Source organism: Actinocrispum wychmicini (genome assembly GCF_004345645.1).
Classification (GTDB): Bacteria; Actinomycetota; Actinomycetes; order Mycobacteriales; family Pseudonocardiaceae; genus Kibdelosporangium; species Kibdelosporangium wychmicini.
Window position 1 is genome coordinate 256,627 of record NZ_SLWS01000007.1, and the last position, 17,010, is coordinate 273,636.

Genomic DNA, 17,010 nt, shown 5'->3' on the forward strand with positions numbered 1-17,010 from the left:
TTCACAGATGATCCAAAGGCGTAATGATGATCCGCTCGGCGTTTATCGCGTCGACAAGCCCTCCGGACTTCGGCAGCGCTGTACCAGATCCGGGTCGCACGACGATCTCCAACGGGACTCCCCGTCCTTCGTTGGCCTCCGCCTCAAGGTCCCGGATCTGCCCCCGGTACTCAAGCCTGGCCAAGTCCTTCGACTCCAACAGTGTACCGCGTTCCGCGATCGACCGATCCACGTTGAAATCAGGAACCCGGTCGCGCCCTGTCACCGGACCCTTGATACTCTGCTGACCGGGTCCCGCATTCCGCGGGATACCTGTCGCCCTCTCGATCGCTTCTTCCTGAGCCCGGCCGGCCTTCGATGTCCTGGCTCCCGCCCGGCAGGTGCAGTTGGGCCCGTTGCAGTTGTGGACGAGGACCGAAGTGTCACCGGCGACCACGTAGTATGTGTGTCCACTGTCGACGGTCAGGTTGTAGACCTGCGTGTGCTGGGTGCGGGCCGCGGTGCCGGTTACCCGGACCAGGCGACCGCCGGAGGTCTTGAGCCATTGGCCGTGGCGCAGGTCGGTCGCGTCGATCCAACGGCCACCAGGGGTGTCCGCGCGGCCGTCGGCGTCACTCCAGAAGAGGTGTCCGGCCGTGGCGGTAAGCGTGGACGTCGTGCCGTCGGCGGCCTGGACCTGGATGTCGACGAGTTGTTTGTCGCCGCTGCCCACGATCGCGGCGCTGACCGTCTGTGGCACGCCTTTGCCCGACGCCGCGTCCGCCGCCATGACCCGGTCGCCCGGCTTGACCTGGCTGATGGGCTTGTGGGAGCCGTCGGCCATCAGGACCGGCGTGTCCGCGGTGAAACTGTTGACCGCACAGCTTTCCGAGGACTCTTCCGAGGAACCCTCCGGCTTGGCGCCCAGTGGGTCGGTGAGATCCGTTGGCTGGTTGAAGGTGTACTTGTACGGGTTCGCGTCGCCGGAGCCGATGCCGAGCGGGTCGGTGCCAAGGAAACGCTGTTGGCTGGGCGAGTAGTAGCGGGCTCGGTTGTAGTAGAGGCCGTTGCCGTCGTTCTCGCGTCCGGCGAACCGGTACGGGTTCCCGTTGTCCGTGCCCGAGAGGGTTGTCGCGCCGAAGGGCTGGTAGGAGTACTCGCCGGTCACGGTGCCCGAGGAGTTGGCCACCCCGAGCGTGCTGCCCAGGGCATCGGTCAGCAGGGTGTTCCCGCCTGCGCTCGTGGTGCGGGTGAACACCTGGTCGAGCCCGCCGGTGAGCAGGTTGGCCGTGGGTGTGCTGCCGGACAGCTCCTGCACCGGCTGCAGCCCGTCGTAGAGGTATCCGGTGGTGGTGCCGCCGCCGGACTGGGTGGAACGTCGGCCCAGTCCGTCGTACCCGTAGTTGATCGACAGTCCAGGCCGGGCCGTTGCGGTCAGCTGGCTGCGTGCGTTCCAGGTGTAGGTGGTGGTGCCGTCGCCGGTGAGGTTGCCCGTGTTGTCGTAGGTGTACGTCGCCGAGCCCACGGTGCTCAACTGGTTGGCCGCGTCGTATGTGGCGGGGCCGTAGGCGGCTGGGATGTCGGCGCGGGCGTAGCTGCCGCCGAGGTGGATGGGGCGGCCGGCGGCGTCGAAGGTGTAGGCCAGGTCGCCCAGGGTGGTGCCGGCATTTCCGGTGTAGCTGATGGCGGTGACTTGGCTGGCCGCGTCGTAGCCGTAGGTTTGGGTGACCGGGCCTGGGAGTGACTCGGTCTGCAGCCGGCCCACGGTGTCGTAGCCGAGTGTCACGGTGGCGCCGGCGCGGGTCAGTTGCTTGAGCCGGCCGTCGGCGTTGTAGGTGTAGGTCGTGGTGGGCTGGCCGCCGACCGTCATCGTCTGGCGGCGGTTGTCGGCGTAGTAGGCGTAGTCCACCTGGCCTTGGGGTGTGACGACGCGGACGAGGTTGTCGAAGTCGTCCGGGGTCAGTGTGGTGGTGCCGCCTGCCGTGTCGGCCACGGTACGAAGCCGGTTACCCAGGTCGTAGGTGTAGGTGATCTGACTTTCCTGGGTGTTGCCGGAGACGCCGTACCGGACCGTTTGCGGACGGTCGACTTCGTCGTAGGTGTAGACGGCCTGTTTGCCGCGCGCATCTGTTGCGGTGGCGAGGTTGTTGTTGCTGTCGTAGGTGTACGTGGTGGCGCGGTTCAAGGGATCTGTGACCGCTTTGAGCCGGTCCGAGGTGTCGTAGTCGTAGGTTGTGGTGTTCTGCCGCGCGTCCTTGACCGTGTGCAGGTTGCCGTTGGGGTCGTAGGTGAAACTGGTCTGGCGGCCGAGCGGGTCGGTCGCCGATCCGAGGTTGCTCCTTGGGTCCCACGTGAAACTGGTCGTGCTGCCGGCCGGGTCCGTCTGGCGGGACACGCGCCCGGCAGCGTCCAGGACCTGGCTGCTGATCCGGCCCAGCGGGTCGGTGACCGAGGTCGGTTCGCCCAGTGCGTAGCCGATGAGAGTGGCGTTGCCGGCGTTGTCGGTGATCTTCGTGACCCGTCCTGCCTCATCGCTGTCCACAGCGGACGCTCGGCTGGCCGGATCGGTCACCTTGACCAACGCGCCGTTGGTCTTGTAGTCGAACGTCCAGGAATGGTTCACCGGGTCGGTGATCTTGCTGACCTGGTCGTACGGGCCGTCATAGGCGACTTGTGTGACACGGGCGCCGGACGTGCCGGCCATCGCGACGATGGTCTTGGGATTCCCGAACGCGTCGTAGGCGTAGGTGGTCTGCCGGTTCAGTGCGTCGGTGACCGCGGTGACAAGGTTGCTGCTCGCGTCCCGCGTGTACGTCAGTGTCTGCGCGTTCGTTGTGCCGAAGGCGTAGGTGTCGGTGAGTATGTAGCCGGCCGGGTTGAAGGTCAGTCGCCGGACGTGACCGCGTGGGTCGGTCAGCGAGGTGCTGGTCACCTTGCCCGAGGAATCGGTGGTGTAGCTGATGATGTAGATGCCGCCGTCGGCCAGTGTCTGCTTTTGCACCCGGCCTGCGGCGTCGTACTCGTTGGTCAGATACACCGTGCCGCGGGCGTCCTTGATGGTGGACAGACGCCCGCTGCCGTCGTAGCTGTAGGTGGTGAGGCCGCCGGCCACATCGGTCACTGTGGACAGTCGGCCGTTGCTGTCGTACGTGTAGGACACCGAGCGGCCGGAGTTGTCCTCCGCCTTGGTGACCCGGTTGCCGGTGTCGTTGGTGAACTTGATCCAGTGTCCGTTGGGCGACGTCACCTGGGTGATCGGGCCCTTGTCGCGCACGATGTTGTCGGAGTCAGGCGCCGCCGGTGCCCGGATGATGGTCACCGTGTTGCCGAACTTGTCACGGATGGCACGCAGCGGCGCCTCGTCGCCGAACAAGTAGGTGAGGCCGTTGCGCAGCCGCAGGTCCCAGCCGTCGCCGTTCCAGGCCAGGATCGAACCGTTGAACGCCGTCGGGGTCGGGTCCGCGGCGAAGGCGGCGTTGAGGAAGTCGTTGGGCGCCACGCTGCCCGGCGTGATGCGCCGGTAGTGCACCTTCCCGCCGTCCGGCAGTACCACGTCCGCCTCGACGAACCGCTGGTTGGAGAACAGCCGGATGTCGTAGTCGCTGGTGACGCCGATACCGAAGGTGCGGTGCCCGGCGTCGCTCTGTTGGTAGGTACGGGCGACCGAGATCGGCAGCAGGTCGTTGACGGTGAGGTCGGTGTGCCGGTCGACCAGCAGGCCGCTGCCCAGGTCCACCGGGTCGGCATCGCTGACCTGCCCGCCGGGCCGCGGGCCGGTGGGCGGCGGCGGGTCCTCACCGGGGGTGATGAGCATGGCGCCGGTGAACTGGTACACCTCGACGCCGTTGTCCGGCACGACTTGGCCGCCGTCAGCGGTGACGGTGCCGTGGCCGTACACGTACCAGCCTTTGCCGGTGGGGTCGTAGTGCCAGAAGTCCATCCGCTTGCCGGGCGCGTCATGGGTGTAGTTCGGGTAAACGATGCGAGCGCCGGTCGGGAAGACGTAGGAGCTGCCCGGTTGCACGGTGAAGTAGACGGGGACTTGCGAGCGCGGCAGTGGGAACGGCGCCCGGTCGACCGGGATCGCGGTGATGCCCAACGCGGTGATCACGTTGCCGTGCACGTCGCGCACGACGGCACCGGCGGGCAGTTGCACCTGAAGCCCCGGGATGACGGGCGTGCTGACGATGGTCTGGGCGGTCGTCGGTGACGGGAAGTGCACGATGTGCGCGGTGTCCAACGCGGTGAGCCAGACCGGGTACGGCAGCGCCACCGTCTGTCCGGCGGTGAGGTCGACGCCGATGTCGTGCAGACCGAAGGTGGACTGTGTGGTGTTCGCGCTCGCGCCGTCCACGCGCAGCACCCGGTGTCCGGCCTTCAAGTCGGTCAGCAGGAACTGCCCGGTCTCGTCAGTCTTCGCCGTGGTGTTCTCGATGGTGACCGTGATGTTCGCCAGGGGCTTGCCGTCCACGGTCAGGATCCGCCCGGCCAGTGCGGTGACGCCCGGTGGTGCCCGTACGGTGGCTGCCTTCGCGTTGGGCGACGCGGGAAGGTGCGCGTCCCAGTCGGCGCCGGCGAGGTTGCGCGGGTCAGGCATCCAGGTCTGGGCGACCGCACCCATCGGGGTGAGCGACGACGCAGGGGCCTTGTGCTGCTGCGCGTTGGCCATCGGCGCGAAGACGGTCGCTGCGACGTAACGTCTGGCATTACCGGATCCGGCTGGAGCGGGCCGGGTTTCCCGAGCCGTCATCCGGTCGGCCGCATGGGTGGATGGGTGGCCATCAGGCGTCGCCGCAGCGGTACTGCGGGTGCCGAGTCTGAAGGTAGCGGCGCCGGTGAACGAGTACGGCGACACGTCGATCTCGTAGGTGCCCGTGGCGGGCAACGTCGGAATGGTCACACTTGGCGCGCCCGGGTTGTCGACCAGCACCGTGCCGCCCGGCGCGATTACCCGAACCTCCGGGTAGAACGGCAACGTGACGTTGCTCAGGGTGAGCGCGAGACTCTGGCCTTGGGTGCCCGCATACGTCATCCACGCGCTCTGCCCGGCCCGGCCGAAGGTGATGTTCTTCGCGGAGGCCAGCGTGATGGTGCCGGCGTTCTGCTGATCGGAAAGGGTAACCGCCACTCCCCCGGTGCTGAAGGTGGTGGAGCCGAGCACCAGCCGGTAGGTGCCGGCGGTGGGAACCCTGGTGTCCAGGGAGAATCCGTTGCCGGTCAACTGGTCCGCGATCTCCAGGCCGGTGGCGTCGATGACCCGGATACGCAACACCGCGTCCGCGGCGAAAGTCCAGTTGGTGAAACCGAAGGACAGACGCTCGCCCGCGGTTGCCGTGAAGCTGGTCTCCGCAAGCCACCCCGTCTGGCTGACTGTCAGGGTCTTGGCGGCACCGCCCACAGTGGACGCGCCGGCGTCGGTACGGTTGAGCAGGGTCAGTTGGCTCGACCCGGTTTCCGCAAAGGGGTGGATCACGAAGCTGTAAGTGCCTGCCGCCGGGACCGGCCCGAGGTCGAGTTCGGTGGTGGTGAGGAAGGTGTCCTGCAGGACCGTGCCGTCCGGTTTCACCACCGCCACGCCCAGTGTGTGGGTGAAGGCGTACGAGCCGAACGACAGGCTCAACCGCTGGTTCGCCGTGGCGGTGAAGGTGTACCTGGTGGTCTGGCCCACCCTGGTGGCCGAGAGGTTCTTGGCCGCGCCGATCGTGAAGCCGCCACCGTTGACCTGGCTGGACAGCGTGACCAGGACCGACCCGGTGCTCGTGCCGTCGCTGGGCCGCAGGATCAGCGTGTAGGTGCCCGCTGTCGCAGGCGTCACCGAGAACGTGCTGAGCGAGCCAATCGTGTAGCCGGCGATCACCGTTCCGGTGGAATCGATCACCTGCGCGGACAGTGTCGTGGGCAACGTGTAGTTCGTGAACGCGAACGTCACCCACTGGTTGGCAGCCGTGGTGGTGACTGCCAGCCGCGCCGTCTGGCCGGCGGCCGGGATCGACGCGGTCACCGCCGCACCGTCGACCGTGACGGGCACAGCGCTGCCTTGCAGGCTGAGCACCATCGTCAGCGACCCGGTGCTGGAGTACGGACTGAGGGTCATCTGATAGGTGCCGTCGGCCGGCAGCGGGGGCAGATCGAAATGCGGGCTGTCCACATTGGATGCTCTGAGTACCGATCCGTCCGGCGAGTACACGACGACGAACGGGTCGAAGGCGAAGGCGTAGGCGGTGAAGTCGGCGCCGAGCACCTGGCCTTTGCCGCCCGTGAAGGTCAGCCGCACGTCCTGGCCTGGCCGGTTGATCGCCACTGTCTTCGCCGTGCCCAGCGTCAGCGCACCGCCGGCAAGCTCCGGCGACGCCGTGACAGTGATCGACCCCGTGCCGGCGGTCATGGCGCCGATGATCAGCGTGTACGTGCCGGTCTCGGCCGGCGTGAAGTCAAGGTCCTGCCCGTCCAGGCTGAACACGTCGGCCTCAAAGGAGTCCTGCCAGAACACCGCCGCGCCATGGGGCTCGGTCAGCCGCACCGCCGCCCGCGTGCCGGCCGGGAACGTCGAGCCGCTGACGCCGATCCCGATCCGCTGTCCCGCGGTCGCCGCGAACGTCAACTCGGCCTGCTGCTGCACCCGGCCCAGGTTCACCGTGGTGCCGGCGCCGGTGAGGTTCAGCGTGCCAGGGACCCGGCTGGACAGCGTCGCGGTCACCGATCCGGTGGCGCTGCCGACCGGATCGACGACCACCTCGTAGATGCCGCTGGCAGGCAGCGGGGGCAACGGGATCGCGCCGAACATCGTCGTGGTGAACTGCCATCCTTGGTCGAACTGGGTACGTCCGAAAGAGCCGCCGTACGGCGAGTACGGCACCGCCACGAAGTCGGCCAGCGTGACACCGCTGAAACCCACGCTCAGCCGCTGCCCCTGACTGCCGGCGAACCGCAGGATGGCCTTCTGACCGGCCGTGGGGACGGATACGGTGGTGGCCGCGCCGTCGACCGTCATATCCGCCGTCGTGGCGATCGTCGCGGACGCGTACTTGTCTGGCACCGGCGTGAACTTCACGCCACTGCTCGCCACGCCCACGGCGGTCGCAACGCTGACCGGACCGGCCCCGGCGGAGTCCGGCACCGTCACCGTCAAGGCGGTCGGCGTGGCCGCCTTGACCCTGGCCCTCGTGTGTCCGAACGCGACATTGTTGTTGCCCGGCGTCGGGTCGAATCCAGTACCGGTAACGGTCACGTCCGTCCCCGCTGCGGCGACGACCGGCGACACGCCGGTCACCGTCGGCGCAACGGCCGCAGGGTCGACTGTGAATGCCTGTTGGCTGGTCGTGGTGCCACCGCTCGTTGCTACCGTGACCGTGCCCGAACTCGCCCCGCTGGGAACAGTCACCACCAGCCGCACCGCTGACGCACTGACGACCGTGGCCGCGGTGCCGTTGAACTTCACGGTGTTGCCGGACGGCGTGGTGGCGAACGCCGTGCCACTGATGGCGACACTCGCACCGGCCGACGCGCGGCTGGGCACCATACTCACGATCGACAAAACCGTGGAGTCATAATGGTCGATCGAGGTGAGGTTGCCGGCCGGGTCGTAGTTGTACCGCCCCGTGGCCCCGCCACCGCTGGTCTGCGACACGCCTCGTAACTGCCCTGCCGCGTCGTACGCGTAGTCGACAGGGTTGGCCGCCAGCGCGAGCGGATTACCCTGCTTGGCGGAGGCGAATACGCCCGGCAGCTCTGCCTTGCCGACGCCGCCCAGCACGGGATCCCGGGTGAGGTCTGCGAAGTTCGCCGGAAGCGCGGTACTCGCCGAGGACGATCCGGCGACCCCACTGACGCCGGAGGCGATCAGGACACAGGTGACGAAAAGCGCGACCGGCCTGGTCAGCTGACGCGACAACGCAGACAACACGTGTCCTCCCGGTAAGCCGCATATAGCCCAGCAGGTGGGTTACCACAGTTTGGATAAAACTTGTCGGACGAGCAGTACGTTAGGGAAGACCTTTTCCCTGACGCGCAAAGGCGCAAATGTGCGGCATGTACCACTCCGGCAACGCAAGCAGGGGTAGCATCTGCGTGTTACGCCACTCTTATGGCAACGAGGGGGGACCTCGTGACATCGCAGTTGGTGTTCGACAGAGAAGATCTACAGCGAGTACGCCTCGCCGAACGACCCGATCCCGTGTGGGAACTGATCCTGGCCCTGCGAAGAGCACAGGCCCGTGCCGTGCTTGCACCCTTCAGAGGATGGCGACGATCACTCGACAGCGGTACGCAACGACTGGACGAGTATCCATTACTACAATGCCTGGTCGCGGTACAGGGCGAGTTCCCCGACTTCCTGCCCCCGCCCGACAAAGGCAGCGTCTGCGAAGCAGCTGTGCGCACTCCCGCCACCATCGACCTCGCCGCGGTGTTCGCACATCGAACCCCACCGCAATGGATGCGATCCTTGGCCACCAGCGACCGAAAGCAACTGGGCGACGTCCTCAGCGCCATCCGCGACACCTACCAGCTACTGGTGGCACCACATTGGACAGAAGTGCTCGGCGTAGTCACGTCCGACCGGCTCGTCCGAGCACGTTCCCTGGCCGCCCACGGGGTGGGCACCATGCTCAGCCAACTACCAGGAGTCCTCGGCTGGGACGGGACAACACTGTCCACTCGACACCCCGAAAGCCGAACAGTGCACCTCGCCGGGCGTGGCCTGACCCTCGTGCCGTCCTACTTCTGCAGGGGCAACCCCATCACCTGGATCGACCCCCAACTTCGACCCGTGCTGGTCTACCAAGCGCACGGTCACAAGACGCCACACGCCAACCTCATGATCACGCAAAGCCTGATCTCACTACTCGGCCGAACCCGTGCCGAATGTCTACGCATGCTCCTCACACCCCGAACCACCAGCGATCTCGCCCAACAGCTCGGCACCTCAATCGGAACCGCGAGCAAACAAACGACCGTCCTCCGCGACGCCGGACTGATCACCAGCAACCGAAACGGCCCCGCCGTCATACACACCATCACGTCACTTGGACTAGCCCTCCTGACCGGGACCACACCAAACCAATGATTGTCCACAGTAGAATGATCAACAGGTCGAGCACGAGCCGTCTGGCCATACAGAGGACCGGATATCGATGCGGGGCTGAGAGACGTGTCATTTGTCGCGGCCGAGATCGTCGGACCGAGTGGTCGGGTCGTAGGTGTCGAACGAGATCCCGCCGCGGTGGAGGCGGCGCGACATCGCGCCGCCGTCGATGGCCATGGGGACGTCGTGCGATTCGAGAATGTCGAGTTGGCCGAATTCGACACCACCCACCGGTTCGACGTGCTGGTCGGCAGGTTCATTCTGCAGTACCTGCCGGATCCAGCCGCGGCGCTGAACCGTCTCGCCCACTTGGTGCGCCCCGGTGGCATCGTCGTGATGCACGACATGGATGTCAGCAACGCGGATGTGAGCAGGCCGCTCTGCCCGATCTGGAACGACTGCTACGCACTGCTCAGAGCGCTGTTCCGGGCCCATGGGATCGCACCGGATTTCGGGCGGCATCTCACGCGGGTATTCCTCGACGCCGGGCTGGGCTGGCCGAATGTCGAATCCGGTGCCATGACCGGCGGCAAACCAGGCTCGACCGTCTTCACCTGGCTGGGCAGCGCCGTCCAGGCCATCGAACCGCTGCTCGTCCAGGCCGGCATCGCCCTGCCCGACGGGGTGACCATCGATGACTCCCTCGCCGCCACCTTGGAGCGAGCGGTACTGAACAGCCGCGCCATGGTCCTGGGGAACACCCACTACGGGGCGTGGGTGCGTCTCGACAAGGGACTGGAGTGATTGTGCGGCGTACATATCGCTTCTCCCCCGTTCAGTTCCTGCGTGACATCAAGGTCACGGCCGACGCCATCGACGCGGCGTACTCCGAATCCATGACCAGCACGGTGCTCAACGCGTACGCCGGCAGCTTTCGCGACGCTGCCGTTCTCTGGCGGACCACCGGCGCTCTACAGCAACACCAGCACCGAACTTTGCGACTTCGACGCCGAGCAGGGGATCACCAAAACCTGGGTCTACCTCGGTGGCGTACGGCCCCTCGAACAGGTGCTCGGCGCACCGGACGTTCCCTGGACAATCCGCGGGCACGAACGCCGTTTCCGGGCGCTGGGCCTGGTCCGCGTGCGGCACGTGGCCGTGGACTACCGCGCGAACACCGTGAACCTCTACTTCCGGACCTCCCGCAAGATCACCCAGGACGACAGCGAGCGGTTCGTCTCCGTGGCGAACGGGAAGCCGCCGGGACCTTCCGTGTTCTCGGACATGGCGAAGTTCACGCCGCCGGACGGATACACCTTCTCGGTGACCATGGCCGTGGACAACGGCGACATCCAGCGAGTCGGCTTCTATGCGCTCAAGCTACCCACAGGCCAGTTTCCGGCCATCGGGCAACGGCTGGCCACCTTCTTCCGATCCGCTCCGTCCCGCGACGACGAGGAGATGAACGCCGTCGCCTGGTCCTTCGGCCCTGCCGGCAATGACTACATCAAGGCTGAGCGCGGCTATTGCGGGCGCCTGGTGGCGCTCATGAAGTCCTGGAACAGCCCGATGACCGGCACGTCGTGATCCCGTGGCGCAAATGGACGGTCGATGTCGGGCGGTTCGTCAGGCCGTAGCTCGGCGACGACCGGCCTTCCACCGATCAGCCCAACCCGGCCGCCGGGGTTGTCTGGAACTATCGAGATGTCAGCTGCGCCAAGAGATTGCCGTGCGACCACTGGTGAGGATACACATGACGGGGATGCCAATCGCGCTCGATGTCAACGGTTCGGACATTCATGGCGAAGGCGCACGACTGCGCGCCGAGGGACCGGTAACACTCGTGGAGTTGCCGGGCGGCGTCCGAGCCTGGGTGGTCACCGGCCATGACACCCTGCGCTGGCTGCTGGCCGACCCGAGAGTGTCCAAGGACGCGACGCAGCACTGGACGGCGTTCCGCAACGGGGAGATCGCCGAGGACTGGCCGTTGCGGATCTGGGTATCGGTGCGGAACATGTTCACCGCCTACGGAGCCGATCACAAACGGTTGCGTTCCCTGACGGCCGCCGCGTTCACCGCTCGCCGAACCGAGGCGCTGCGGCCAAAGATCGAAGAGATCACGTCGAACTTGCTTGACGCGATCGAGACGACTCCCGAAGGGCAGCCGGTGGACCTGCGGGCGCGATTTGCCTACCCGCTGCCAATCGAGGTCATTTGTCAGCTTTTCGGCGTGCCCGACAACAAACGGGCTGGTATTCGCGCGGTCGTGGACGGCTTCTTCGACAGCGCGATCACCGCGGAGCAGGCACAGGCCAACGTCATGACGGCGTACGAACTGTTCACCGACCTGGTGGCGGACAAACGTGCCGCACCGGGCGACGACCTGACCAGCGCCCTGATCGCCGCCCGCGACGAGCGGGACGGCGCGCTGTCCGAGACCGAACTGGTGGACACCCTGATGCTGATGATGTCCGCCGGCCACGAGACCACGGTGAACCTGCTCGACCACGCCATCACCGCACTGCTGGCCCATCCCGATCAGCTCGCCCTCGTGCGGTCCGGTCAACAGACCTGGAACGACGTGGTGGAGGAATCGTTGCGCTGGCAGGCCCCCGTGCCGTACCTACTGCTGCGCTACGCCGTCGAGGACATCGACATCGACGGCATGACGATTCCTCGCGGAGACGCCATTCTGGTCGGCTACGCGGCAGCAGGACGTGACTCAGCCGTCTACGGCGACACTGCCGGCGAGTTCGACCTCACCCGGACCGGCAAGCAGCACCTGTCCTTCGGCCACGGAGTCCACCACTGCCTGGGCGCACCCCTGGCCCGGCTGGAAGCCGAGATCGCCCTTCCCGCACTGTTCGACCGGTTCCCCGATCTCACCCTCGCGATACCAGCGAACGAACTGACACCGCTGCACACCTTCCTGTCCAACGGCCACACCGATCTGCCCGCCCACCTCCGAGCACCAGATAGCCACTCAGGGAGCCAAAGCGATGTCGCGGAGGTGACCGCGTGAGCTGATACCGAAGGTTGGTCCGACTGTGTGCCGGCTTCCGTCCCTCGCCGCCGACGTCCCGACGCAGACAGTCCGCAGAACCGGACACCGCTGCAGGATCACGGCGAGATCCGCCTGGTCGGACTCGGTGCGGTCACCGGCCGGGCGGATGATCCATCCGATTACCTGGCGGGGTTTGGGCATCGCCACCGGGGTTGCGGTCGGTGGTGTGGCTCCGGTGCGCCGTGTTTCGGCTGGATGCCGCCGTAGACCGCGTCGGCTTTCGCCTGGTCGCCGGAGAGCCGGACCACGGAGAACTCCGTGCCGCCCACGAGACCCGGTTCGATGTTGGTCACGCGTACGCCGGTTCCGTGCAGGTTCAGGCTGAACTGGTGGACGAACGCCTTGGTGGCGCTACACGTTCCCGCCCGGGAGCGCACCCCCTCAGTGATCATGCCGGCCACCACTATCCGGCCCAGACACGTCCCCGTGCACGTGCAGGACTTTGTCACACTGTCTGGCTCACCGTCGTCCCAATGACCCCCCGTCGAACCGCCGATCAAAGGCTGGGTGCCACGCTGATCGATCGGTTCGCGGCGAGGTGACCAGTGAACGTACTGGAATGCCAGGAGAGGGTGGGTGAATGCCGACGGGCTGGACTACGCGCCGCCCGTCCCTCCACCGAGTACTGCGGGAGGGGTCGTTAGTCGGCGGTAAGGAGGCGCTGTAGCCAGTTGCGGCGCGCCGCGACAGCGGCCTTGCTGATCCGCGCCTCGGGAACCTCCCGATCGAACGCATGGATTCCGCCGGGCCACACGTGCAACTCGGCCCTGCCGCCCGCCTGCCAGATCCGGCCGGTGTAGCCGAGGACCTCATCACGTAGGCACTCGGCGGAGCCGACATCGAGGAACGCGGGCGGCAGGCCGGCCAGGTCGGTGGCGCGTGCGGGCGCAGCGTACTGCGGTACGTCTGCTCCGCCCTGGAGGACGCCGAGCAGCGCGCTCCAGCCGAACAGGTTGTAGCTGCGGTTCCAGAACTCGATTCCATCCATCTGCATGGCCGAGGCACTGTCGTTGCGGTCATCGAGCATGGGCGACATCAGCAACTGGCCGAGCAAGCGGGGACCGCCCTTGTCGCGCACGGTCAGGGCGAGCGCGGCGCTCAGGCCGCCGCCAGCGCTGGGGCCCATGACGACGATGCGCTCCGGGTCGATGCCGAGTTCGTCCGCGTGGTCGGCGGCCCACAGCAGGCCAGCGTAGGCGTCGTTGATCTGGGCGGGATAGGGGTGCTCGGGCGCGAGCCGGTAGCCAATCGAGATCAGCGTGGCTCCGAACCGCTCGGCCGTGTCAAGAAACTGGTCGAGCCCGGTGCGGTGATCGTTGCAGAAGAAGCCGCCACCGTGGATGTAGTAGAGCGCCGGCCGCGGTGCGGGCGCGCTCGCGGGCGTGCAGATCAGCAGCGGGATCTCGGGGTCGCCGTGCAGACCGGGCACCGAGGGCTGGGAGACGGTGAAGCGCCCGCCGCGGCTGACGTCCCCGAGCACGGCCACCGCAGCCTCGACCTCCGCCCGGATCCCCGGCAGCATCTCGAGGCTCATCGACGCCAACTCCGGCTCTTCCGCCATGTAGGCGTCATAAGCGACCTGAAGTTCGACATCGAGTGGAACGGGCGTGGCAGGCACAGTCTTCCCCGGTTCAAGATTCACGCGCGCACGCTAGTGCCCTCGTCCCTCACGCGTCAGCCGATTTTCCACACCTCGCCGATCACGCAGCTGCCGACACCAAGGTCCGGATACCGCCCACCGATCTGCACCGTCACAAGCAACCGCCATCGGCATGTGCGGACGTGTCCGACGCGCGATCAGCGACATGAGAGGGCAATTGGGTGCCGAGATCGAAGAACTGGCCGATCGAGCCCTGGCCAAGCTCAACGACGTCCGGAAGAAATGGCTCGCCACCACATGACGAAGCTGTCCGGTCCCAGTCAACACATCAATTGTTCCGATCGCTTCGCGGCAGAAGCGGATGTTGAGAAACATGACGACAATTGCCCGTCGACAAAATTGAGACATCTGTCCTGTTGTGCGACGCGGCATTGCATGGCCTGTGCGGGTGGAGTTGGCCCACTGTCGGCGCTGTGACCTGCGGTCGCAGGCCGATAGTGGATTCATGGAGTGGAACTTTCGCCGGTTGGCGTAACGGTCGGTGGATGTACTCCCTGAGCGAACCGTGGTCGTCCGGCGGCGAAGGAAAGGGCCACCTGCGCCAGGCAGACACCGATCATGACCAGAATCGGCCTCGACCAGGAGCCGGTGGTGTCCCGCAGGACACCGAGCAGGAACTGGCCGCCGGCGGCGAGGAGGTAGCCGCCGCCCTGTGCCAGCGCGGACAGTGTGGCTGTGTCGGCGGTCGATCGTGTTCGCAGGCTGAACAGGGTCAGCACCAGAGGGAACACCCCGCCGCCCACGCCGATCAGGACCGCCCAGAGCCACGGAACTGTAGCCGGTGCTTCCAGGAGGCCGGTGAGACCGAGGATCTGGAACACGGTCAGGCCGACGCCGAGGTACCCCTGGCCGCGCATCCGGGTCGCGAGGACAGGAACGAGGACGTACACCGGAACGCCGATGAGGACGGTGACGGCGAGCAGCACACCGGCCTGCGCCGACGAGAAGCCGGCGTCGCGGTACATCGCGGGCAGCCAGGCCATCACGACGAACGCGAGGAGGGACTGGGTAGCGAACAGGAGCGTGACCGCCCACGCCACCGGGCTGCGCATCATGGCCCGCGCCGAGACCCCGGCCTCGGCGGGCCGGACGCTTCGGCGTACCTGGGGCAGCCAGGCGAGCAGCGCCACGACGGCGAGCACAGACCAGACGGCGAGGCCACCCCGCCAGCCACCGGTGATCCCCGCGATGGGCACGGTCGCCGCCGCGCCCATCGCCGCGCCGAGTGAGAGGACTGCGCTGTATGTGCCGGTGACCTCGCCGATTCGGTCCGGGAACTCGGTTTTGACGATCACAGGGACAAGTACGTTCGCGGTGGCGATGCCGGCACAGGCGAGGAACGTGCCGCCGAGCAGCGTTCCCTCGCCGCCGGCCACGCGGACCAGCAACCCCATCGCCAGCAAGCCGAGCGAGAGTGCCAGTCCGGCCGCCGCGCCGACCCGACGGACCAGGCCCGGCGTCCCCACGGCGACCAGGCCGAAGCACACCACGGGCAGTGTCGCGGCGATCGACGCGGTGACGGCCGAGAGCCCGAGGTCGGCGCGGGCCTGGTCGAGCACCGCGCCCAGACTGGTAACGGCCACCCGGAGGTTCGCCGCGATCAGGACGACTCCCGCCAGGACGGCCAGTCGCCGTTCGGTCAAGCCACACCGGCCCCTACGGCGGTGTGAACCAGGCGGCGCATCGCCGCCACCGCGGTGTCGTACAGCGGCTCCACGGCCGGTGCGGGCCCGCCGTCGCGGACGGCCTGCTCACTCCACATCATCACCACACTGCCGGTTCGTACGTTCAGCACGGATCCGACGATGAAGACCGCCGCGGTCTCCATCTCCGAGCAGATGGCCCCGCCCCGGCGCCAGATGCCGAGGCGTTCGGTCAGTTCCGCGGCGAGGGGCATCCGTTCGGGCTCCATCTCGCCGTAGTACGAGTCCTTGGTGTGCACGAGCCCGCACTGGTGCGGTACGCCTTGACCGGCCGCTGCCTCCTGGAGCGCTCGCACCACGTCGGTCGTCGCCACCGCGGGGAACTCGACGGGCAGGTACTGCTTGGTCGTTCCCTCGTCCCGGATGGCACCGGTGACGACGGCGAGTTCCCCGTTGCGGGTGTTGGGCCGCATCGAGCCCGACACGCCCACGCGGATCATCGTGCCGACGCCGAGCGCGGCCAGTTCCTCGACCGCGAGGGCGGTCGACGGCCCGCCGACGCCGGTCGAGGTGACCACCACGGTCTCGCCGGCCAGCGATCCGCGCCAGGTCTCGAACTCGCGGTTACGCGCGACGAACGTGGGTTCGTCGAGGCGCGCGGCGATCGGGGCGACCTGTTCGGGGCTGTTGGGCAGCAGTGCGTACCCGCCGACGTCCTCAGCGCGTAAGTGCAGATGGTGAGCACGGTTCTCGGTAGTCATCCGACCTCCATGTGCGTCAGGTGTCGCACAGTATCGTCTGAGAACCAGTACGTTCGTCAATCTTGACGAACGCTGTGACGCTGATTACCTTCGCCACAACAGCCAAGACGAGTGGGGAGGGGAGCGTGCAACACACGCCACCGATCACGTCCGCGCTGCTTGCGGCCCTGAGTACGCAGGCAGGCCCGCTCGGCGCCCGTGCGGCCGCCGGGTACCTCCGGGACCGCGGGTTCGACGTCAGCGAATCGACCGTCAGCCGGTTGCTGCGCGAACTGGACGACCAGGGCCTGACCCAGCCGCTCGGCAAAAAGGGTCGGGTGCTGACCGAGGAGGGCCGCCGGTCCGCCGCGAACCTGTTGCTGGACAGCCGCCGGTCGGCCAGCTTCGCCAAGGCGCTGAACCTGCGTGACGTCCAGGACCTCGTGGACCACCTGGCCGGGCGGCGGGGGATCGAGCGGGAGGCCGCACGGGCCGCCGCGCTGCGGGCCCAGCCGGAGGAGATCGCGCAGCTGCGCTCGATGATGGAAACGACCGGCTCGGGCCGGTGGCAGGAACGGCTCGGCTTCCACCGGGCCATCGGCCATGCGTCGCACAACAAACAGATCCAGGCGGTCACCAGCACGCTGTTCGACGAGCGCCTGGATCCGTTGGAACACCTGCTGATCCTGATCGGGATCAAGCAGGAAGCGCTGGTGCGGTGGGACAAGGAACACCGCGACATCGTGTCGAGCATCTCCGAGCGGGATCCGGATGGCGCCGAGCGACTCATGGTCGTGCACCTGGACGGGATGATCCGCGACACCGAGCACTTCGCCAACAGCGGAAACGCTCATGTGATCCACGCGCTGCTCGCGGAGATCGAGCCCGCATGAAACCACCGT

General features: G+C 67.1%; 9 protein-coding genes and 1 pseudogene. 5 read left to right on the plus strand and 5 right to left on the minus strand.

The genetic code is table 11. From position 1 onward, the window contains the following. Window position 1: 1 nt before the first annotated feature. Window positions 2-7,882 (minus strand): RHS repeat-associated core domain-containing protein, encoded by a 7,881-nt coding sequence (locus tag EV192_RS31440; RefSeq protein ID WP_207926313.1) that lies wholly within the window; start codon window positions 7,880-7,882, stop codon window positions 2-4. A gap of 201 nt (window positions 7,883-8,083) precedes the next feature. On the opposite strand from EV192_RS31440, the gene EV192_RS31445 reads away from it, so the two are divergent. From EV192_RS31445 to EV192_RS31460, 4 genes and pseudogenes are all read left to right on the plus strand, one after another. Continuing rightward, entirely contained in the window at window positions 8,084-9,043 is a 960-nt protein-coding gene (locus EV192_RS31445; RefSeq protein WP_165960707.1) for an ArsR/SmtB family transcription factor, read from the plus strand. A 63-nt stretch (window positions 9,044-9,106) separates the two neighbouring features. Then, a complete protein-coding gene (locus EV192_RS31450; RefSeq protein ID WP_132121880.1) occupies window positions 9,107-9,805 on the plus strand; it encodes a methyltransferase domain-containing protein in 699 nt (232 codons plus the stop codon). A 2-nt stretch (window positions 9,806-9,807) separates the two neighbouring features. After that, window positions 9,808-10,588 (plus strand): annotated as a pseudogene (locus EV192_RS31455) (aromatic prenyltransferase). Between the two features lie 166 nt (window positions 10,589-10,754). Beyond that, window positions 10,755-12,023, plus strand: coding sequence for a cytochrome P450 family protein (locus tag EV192_RS31460; protein ID WP_132121884.1), 1,269 nt, complete (start codon window positions 10,755-10,757; stop codon window positions 12,021-12,023). Between the two features lie 161 nt (window positions 12,024-12,184). On the opposite strand, the gene EV192_RS57490 is transcribed toward EV192_RS31460, so the two are convergent. The 4 genes from EV192_RS57490 to EV192_RS31480 form a co-directional block, all read right to left on the minus strand. After that, window positions 12,185-12,457, minus strand: a complete 273-nt coding sequence (locus EV192_RS57490; RefSeq protein ID WP_424923405.1) for a Rossmann-fold NAD(P)-binding domain-containing protein — start codon at window positions 12,455-12,457, stop codon at window positions 12,185-12,187. Between the two features lie 248 nt (window positions 12,458-12,705). Further along, the gene (locus EV192_RS31470) at window positions 12,706-13,707 is read right to left on the minus strand and encodes an alpha/beta hydrolase (RefSeq protein ID WP_243727201.1); all 1,002 of its coding nucleotides are present in this window, start codon (window positions 13,705-13,707) and stop codon (window positions 12,706-12,708) included. A gap of 461 nt (window positions 13,708-14,168) precedes the next feature. Further along, window positions 14,169-15,368 carry an MFS transporter gene (locus EV192_RS31475; RefSeq protein WP_132121886.1) on the minus strand — a complete coding sequence of 400 codons (1,200 nt, stop codon included), beginning with the start codon at window positions 15,366-15,368 and terminating at the stop codon, window positions 14,169-14,171. Next, window positions 15,365-16,129, minus strand: coding sequence for a nucleoside phosphorylase (locus EV192_RS31480; RefSeq protein ID WP_132121888.1), 765 nt, complete (start codon window positions 16,127-16,129; stop codon window positions 15,365-15,367). The genes EV192_RS31475 and EV192_RS31480 overlap by 4 nt, the downstream gene beginning before the upstream one ends. Window positions 16,130-16,254: 125 nt before the next feature. Here EV192_RS31480 and EV192_RS31485 point away from each other — a divergent pair, with 125 nt between their 5' ends. After that, on the plus strand, window positions 16,255-17,001 hold the full coding sequence (locus EV192_RS31485; RefSeq protein WP_132121890.1) for an FCD domain-containing protein: 747 nt from the start codon (window positions 16,255-16,257) through the stop codon (window positions 16,999-17,001). Window positions 17,002-17,010: the final 9 nt, after the last annotated feature.

What these genes read in the sequence shown, in the direction of transcription:
- EV192_RS31460 (WP_132121884.1), top strand. Translation starts at nt 10,755, where the DNA reads ATGACGGGGATGCCAATCGCGCTCGATGTCAACGGTTCGGACATTCAT.
- EV192_RS57490 (WP_424923405.1), bottom strand. Translation starts at nt 12,457, where the DNA reads ATGATCACTGAGGGGGTGCGCTCCCGGGCGGGAACGTGTAGCGCCACC.
- EV192_RS31480 (WP_132121888.1), bottom strand. Translation starts at nt 16,129, where the DNA reads ATGACTACCGAGAACCGTGCTCACCATCTGCACTTACGCGCTGAGGAC.